Genomic DNA, 6,000 nt, shown 5'->3' on the forward strand with positions numbered 1-6,000 from the left:
GTCAAGGACCCAAATACGGGCGCCTTCCCTTTGCCTCAACGATAAGCTTAGGCCGAATCGTTTCTTGTGACGCTCGACCCTGTCGCAAAGAATGGAAGCATCCGTCTCCGACGCTTGCGCGACAGGGACGCACGACGCCTCATTTTCCTGAAAGGTAAATCCATGTCATCGAACGTAAAGCTCGATCTCGACTCTGCCCAGCTCGCAGAACAATACGATCGGCTGGGCGCGCGCCAGTTTCATCACGGTCTTTGCCTACTCGATGCGCTGGATGTGGGCAGCGGCGACGCGGTACTCGACATTGGTTGTGGCACCGGCCTGCTGACGGAAGCCGCCGCGCTGCGAGCAGGCACGAACGGTGAAGTGCTGGGCATCGACCCATTGCCATTGAGGGTAGAACGGGCAAGGCAACGCGCGCAAGGGCGCTTCAAGGCGAGCGTGGGACGCGCGGAGGAACTGAATGACCTACCCGACGCGCACTACGACGTGGTGTACCTTAACAGCGTGATCCATTGGGTAGCGGACCAGCCGAGTGCGCTGCAGCACGGGTTCCGGGTGCTCAAGCCCGGCGGCCGCGTCGGCTTCACGACCATGGCGAAGGATGTGCCACACGATCTGCATCTCGTACTGCGCGAACTGATCAATTCCGATCCCGCCTGGCAGCAAGCCAGCGTGGGTGCGCCGAACCAGCTGACGCGCGATCAGACTGCGTCGCTCCTGACCGGTGCCGGCTTCGACGTAACTCTCAACGAAATTCGCGAATTCGATGACGCGTTCGCCTCTGCCGATGACGTGATCACGTTCAGCCAAGCCAGTTCCTTCGGCAATTTCCTTTCTTCGCTTCCGGATCGCGAACTGAATCGTCTACGGCAACGTCTCGGCGATGCACTCGAGGCCCGTCGTGGCCCACGGGGGATCGAACTGACCCGCCGACTCATCTTCGCGACGGGCCGCAAACCTCTTACGCAGTGAATCTAACTCACGGGCAGCGGCTGCGCAGGCATGGGTGGAAAGCCATCCCGGTACGGCATGGCGCTACATTGACGCACCGTGCCGATGGAACAGCGTATCTTCTCGATATCTCGTACTTTCGCCTTGGTTATGGACATCGCCTCTCGCCGCCGTTCAATCTCGAAGTCGTCACGCTCGGTTGCAGCTGCCGTGACGCTCATTGCAGTTGCAATCGCCGGATGCACCACGCCGTCGCAGACCGCGTCGCAGGCGGCCTCATCCGCTGCCAGCGCGATGTCCCTGGATGCCGCGATCGGCGGGCCGCAACGCACCGACAAGGCCCGGGCGCGCGATGCCTACCGCCACCCGAAGGAAACGCTGCAGTTCTTCGGTCTTTCACCGACGCAGACCGTACTCGAGATCGCACCGGGCGGCGGCTGGTACACGGACATCCTCGCCCCCTATCTCCGCGACGGCGGCCATCTGTACGAAGCGCAGTATCGAAGCACGCTGCCCGAGCTTGACAACGAGGAGCGCGCGACCGACGCAACCTTCCTGCGCAAGCTCGCGGCCGCACCCAACACATATGGCAACGTGACCGTCGGCACCTTGCGCGCCGGCGAACTCTCCGGCTTCGACGCGCGAGGGCGATTCGACCGGGTGCTCACGTTCCGCAACATCCACAACTGGATCAAGGACGGCCAGCTCGACGCAAACCTGCGCGCATTCCACTCCGCCCTGAAACCCGGCGGAGAACTTGGCGTCGAGGAACATCGCGCGCGGCCGGGTGCGAGTGTCCAGCAAATGATCGACAGTGGCTATGTGACCGAAGCCTTCGTCATCGAGCACGCTCAGGCGGCGGGTTTCGTGCTGGCTGCTCGCAGCGAGATCAATGCCAACGCACGCGATACGACGGACCATCCGCACGGTGTCTGGTCTCTTCCGCCGACCTACAAAGGCGGCGACACCGATCGGGCCACTTATGCGGCGATCGGCGAATCCGACCGGATGACCCTGCGGTTCGTCAAGCCTTAGCGCGTCGAGTCAACCCTTGGTCGCGCGTGAATCGTTGCGTCCGGGCAGCGCGCGCGTACCGCTCAGCCTTCACCCTTCCACGCCGTCAGGCGCCGCTCCACCAGCACGACCGCATGGTTGAAGACGAGGCCGAGCAGCGACAGCGTGACGATGCCCGCATACATCTTCGGAATCTCGAACGTGAATTGCGAGTAGTTGACCAGATAGCCAAGTCCCGCCTTTGCGCCGACCATCTCCGCTGCGATCAGCACCAGAATCGAATAGGCGCCCGCTACGCGAATACCGGTGAAAACGGTGGGCACGGCAGCGGGCAACACGACCTTGCGAAATAGTTTTAGCGGGGAGAGACCCATCGACCGCGCCGAGCGGATCAGCAACGGGTCCACGTTACGCACGCCACTGACCGTGTTGAGCACGACCGGCCACAGGCAGGAGTACACGACCATCGAAATCTTGGACGTTTCCCCCATGCCGAGCACCAGAACGAAAACCGGCAGCAGTGCGAGCGGCGCGGTGTTACGGAATAGCTCCAGCAGCGGATTGAGGATGTCGCCAAGCGAGCGATACCAGCCGATGAATAGACCGACCGGCACGCCGATCGCGATGGCGATGGCAAAGCCGGTCAATGCCCGCCCCGCGCTCGCGAACAGATGCGCGGTCAGTTCGCCCGACACGGCCATCCCGACAAGCGCGTGCACCACCGACGAGAACGGCGGAAGGAACGTCGCATCGACCCAGCCAGCGCGCGGCAGAACCTCCCATAAGGCGAGAAAAGCGACGATGGCGACGCTACCGCGGACGAACCGCGGCAGGACGTTGGTGAGATACGCGGACAACGGCCGCGCCGGTGGCGTTCGTGCGGAAAGGGTGGTCATGGAGTGATTAGGTCTGTCAGGCCGCGTGAGCCACAAGCGGGCGTGTAACGTCGCGGCGGTGATGAATGAGCTCCCAGATCTCGTGCCGTAGCCGCACGAATTCCGGCGTCGCGCGCAGGTCCTGCGCGGGATCGTCGTGATTCAGACGAACGTCGAGCGCATGCGTGATGCGACCGGGCCCTGCCGCCATGACCAGCACGCGCTGCCCGAGATACACGGCTTCGTCGATGCCATGTGTGATGAACACGATGGTCTTCCCCGTTCTTCGCCAGATGCGCAGCAGTTCGTCCTGCAGCGTTTCGCGCGTCTGGGCGTCGAGCGCAGCGAACGGTTCATCCAACAGGAGCACGTCCGGGTCATACGAGAGCGCACGCGCAATCGCCACGCGCTGCTTCATGCCGCCCGACAGCTCATGCGGAAACCGGTCCTCGAATCCCGAAAGACCCACGAGGTCGAGGTAGTGGCGCGCTAGTTCCGCCCGGTCGGCTCGTGCGGTGCCCTTCGCCTCCAGTCCAAATTCGACATTGCCCTGCGCCGTCTTCCACGGAAAAAGTGCGTACTGCTGGAACACGATGCCACGGTCCAGACCCGGACCTTGGATCGGTCGTCCGCCGACATGAATCGTGCCGCCGTCCGGCTTTGTCAGGCCGCCGATCAGATCGAGCAGCGTTGTCTTACCGCAGCCGCTTGGTCCAACGAGAACCACGAACTCGCCCGCGGCGACCTCGAAAGACACGTCCTGCAGCACGACAAAATGACCGCGCCGGTTGAGGTGAAACGCTTTGCTTACGTTCCGTACAGTGATTGCGGCACTCATATGCGCTTTGCCCCTTGCGAGTTCAATCACGACCTGCGGCTCACTGGCTCGCGACCGACTGGCCGAACGGGTTGAACTGGTTCGAATAGATGTCGCTCGGCTTGACCTGACCCGGCTTGAGCACGTCGTTGGTCACGTACCAGTCGATGTAAGTCGAGAAGTCCGCTGCACTGATCACCCCGCCCTTGCCGCCGACACCCACCGATTTCCAGTAGTTGACGATGGTCGTGTCCTCGTTGCGATGGCGCGCCTGAACGATCTTCTGCAACCGAGCGACGACTTCCGCGCGCGGCGTTCGTCTCGCCCATTCGATCGCCCGCGCCGTCCCGTCGACAAATTTGCGTACCGTATTCGGGTTCTGCTGGATGAAGCGATCGGTGAAAACGTAGCTCGCATAGCTGAACGAGCCCAGAAGCTGGTAGTCGGTCGTGATGAGCTCCGCACCGCCATCAGCGAGCAGCTTGTCCTTGATGATGTCCTCGAGGAAAACAGCGTCGAGCTGCTTCTGCCTAAGCAGTTGAGCAAGATTGACGGGCGGCGCCGGAACGAACGTAACCCTCTGGATGTCGTCCTTCGATACGCCGGACTTTTCCAGATACGTGGTCACCAGATACTGCTGGTAGGCGCCGGGCGTGTTGACACCGATCCTGCGGCCGATTAGGTCACGCGCGCTCCTTATCGGGCTGCCCTGCAGCACGAAGAGTCCGCCGTTGGTTTCCTTGTCGGCGCCCACGTAGGAGATCACCGCTTTCACCGGCGCGTGCGCGGCGACGAGCTTAACGATGGAGCCGTTGAAGGCTCCACCGAAGTCCACGTCACCTGTCACGGTTGCCTGAATGTCTTGCGGGCCGCTGATCGTGTTACCCACCCAATTCAACTTGACCGGCGCCAGGTATCCAAGATCCTCAGCGAGTTCCGGATACAGCACCTTGCTCGCCCAGCCCTGGTAACGCAACTCGAGTTTCTCCGGCGTCTGAGCAGCGGCGGGATTCGCCGATGCCAGCGCGAGCAGGCTGGCGAACAGTAGGCTCGATGTCCGACGCAGAGCGTTCAGTGGAATTACTCTCATAGTGGCCTTGAAAGTCAGATGGGCGATTCGTGCGATCAGAACACGCCGTCGTGTTCGAGCGTCACACGGTGAATGCGACGGCGCGCGGAACCGTAGTCGCGTGCCGCGTAGTGCTGAACCTGGCGGTTGTCCCAGATCGCGACGTCACCCTCGCGCCACTCAAAACGTGCCTGCACTTCGGGCGTCTTGATGAGATCGTAGAGATAGTTAAGCAGGCTCTGGCTGGCCGTCTTCGAGACGCCGAGCAGATGGCTCGTGTGTCCCTCGTTGACGAAAACGAGCTTGCGGCCGTTTTCCGGATGGGTCTTGATCACCGGCACTTCGATCGGCGGGAATTTCTGAGCGGCATCGCGAACGCGGGCCAGTCCCTCCTCAACTGTTTCAACCGGCGTGCCTTCCGGGAGCTCATATCCGCCAAGCAGGTCCGACAACGCGTCTTTCTTCGGCGACGCGAGAAACGTGTTCACAGCACGCAGCTTCTCGAAGTAGCGGGCAAGATCCGGATCGAGAAGATCGTACACGGCCGCCGAAGAGGTCCAGATCGTATCGCCGCCGCCTCCTTCCGGAATCTCCTGCGCATGCAAAACAGTTGCCTTGGGCGGCTGGAGTTGCCATGACACATCGACGTGCCAGTTATCCGTGCCGCCGGAGCGCGTCTTGTCACTGTGCGCGATCACCTCAATTTCCGGATACTCTGCTACAGCCGGCAAATAGATGTTCTTGCGAATGGGATTGCCGAAAACGCGCGCTAGCGTAACGTGCTGCGCCGGCGAGAGCTTCTGATCGCGGATGAATATGACGCCATGATCGACGAGCGCCTGATTCAAGTCGCGTCGATTGTCCTCGCTCAAGGGCTGCGACAGATCCACGCTCTCGATCACTGCGCCGATGAGCGGTTTGTAGCGCCGGATGCGAAGCTCCTGATGAGGGTTGGCGGATTGTAGCGACGGCTGGTCGAACACTGCGCTCATTGCGTTTCTCCTTTTGGTCGGTGGCGTGGCTCATGAAATCAAAAGCGCGTCGCGGATACAACCAACCAGTTCGCCGATGCTTATGTGTTCGACGCGAGATCGCATATGTCAGTTCTTCCGAGAGACAGTCCAGTTCTGACGGAGATAGCTTCGCTCTAAGCGTCATTTCCCTGAAAGGGCGTCGTCGACTATGTTTTAAGGTTGGCGGTTTCAAGCCGAAGTGCAACAGGGGGGTTAATGTTTAGCGTTTTGAGGTTGGGTTGCTGAGGCGAGCGTGGCGGC

Annotated in this window: 6 protein-coding genes; 2 read left to right on the forward strand and 4 right to left on the reverse strand. The window is 61.4% G+C overall.

The window, feature by feature from the left end:
• Positions 1-66 precede the first annotated feature (66 nt).
• Together AWB81_RS29310 and AWB81_RS29315 are read left to right on the forward strand one after the other, a co-directional pair.
• On the forward strand, positions 67-972 hold the full coding sequence (locus AWB81_RS29310) for a class I SAM-dependent methyltransferase (protein ID WP_235025961.1): 906 nt from the start codon (positions 67-69) through the stop codon (positions 970-972).
• A 129-nt stretch (positions 973-1,101) separates the two neighbouring features.
• On the forward strand, positions 1,102-1,986 hold the full coding sequence (locus AWB81_RS29315; RefSeq protein WP_062640149.1) for a class I SAM-dependent methyltransferase: 885 nt from the start codon (positions 1,102-1,104) through the stop codon (positions 1,984-1,986).
• 62 nt (positions 1,987-2,048) lie between these two features.
• Here AWB81_RS29315 and AWB81_RS29320 read toward each other — a convergent pair whose 3' ends face one another.
• From AWB81_RS29320 to AWB81_RS29335, 4 genes are read right to left on the reverse strand one after another with little or no spacing between them, the layout of a single operon-like run.
• Positions 2,049-2,861 carry an ABC transporter permease gene (locus AWB81_RS29320; RefSeq protein WP_062640151.1) on the reverse strand — a complete coding sequence of 271 codons (813 nt, stop codon included), beginning with the start codon at positions 2,859-2,861 and terminating at the stop codon, positions 2,049-2,051.
• A 16-nt stretch (positions 2,862-2,877) separates the two neighbouring features.
• Positions 2,878-3,678, reverse strand: a complete 801-nt coding sequence (locus AWB81_RS29325) for an ABC transporter ATP-binding protein (protein ID WP_062640153.1) — start codon at positions 3,676-3,678, stop codon at positions 2,878-2,880.
• A gap of 40 nt (positions 3,679-3,718) precedes the next feature.
• Positions 3,719-4,747 carry an ABC transporter substrate-binding protein gene (locus AWB81_RS29330; RefSeq protein WP_062640155.1) on the reverse strand — a complete coding sequence of 343 codons (1,029 nt, stop codon included), beginning with the start codon at positions 4,745-4,747 and terminating at the stop codon, positions 3,719-3,721.
• Between the two features lie 35 nt (positions 4,748-4,782).
• Positions 4,783-5,718 carry a TauD/TfdA dioxygenase family protein gene (locus AWB81_RS29335; RefSeq protein ID WP_062640157.1) on the reverse strand — a complete coding sequence of 312 codons (936 nt, stop codon included), beginning with the start codon at positions 5,716-5,718 and terminating at the stop codon, positions 4,783-4,785.
• Between the last annotated feature and the right edge of the window lie 282 nt (positions 5,719-6,000).

Source organism: Caballeronia arationis, assembly GCF_001544975.2.
GTDB classification, from domain to species: Bacteria; Pseudomonadota; Gammaproteobacteria; order Burkholderiales; family Burkholderiaceae; genus Caballeronia; species Caballeronia arationis.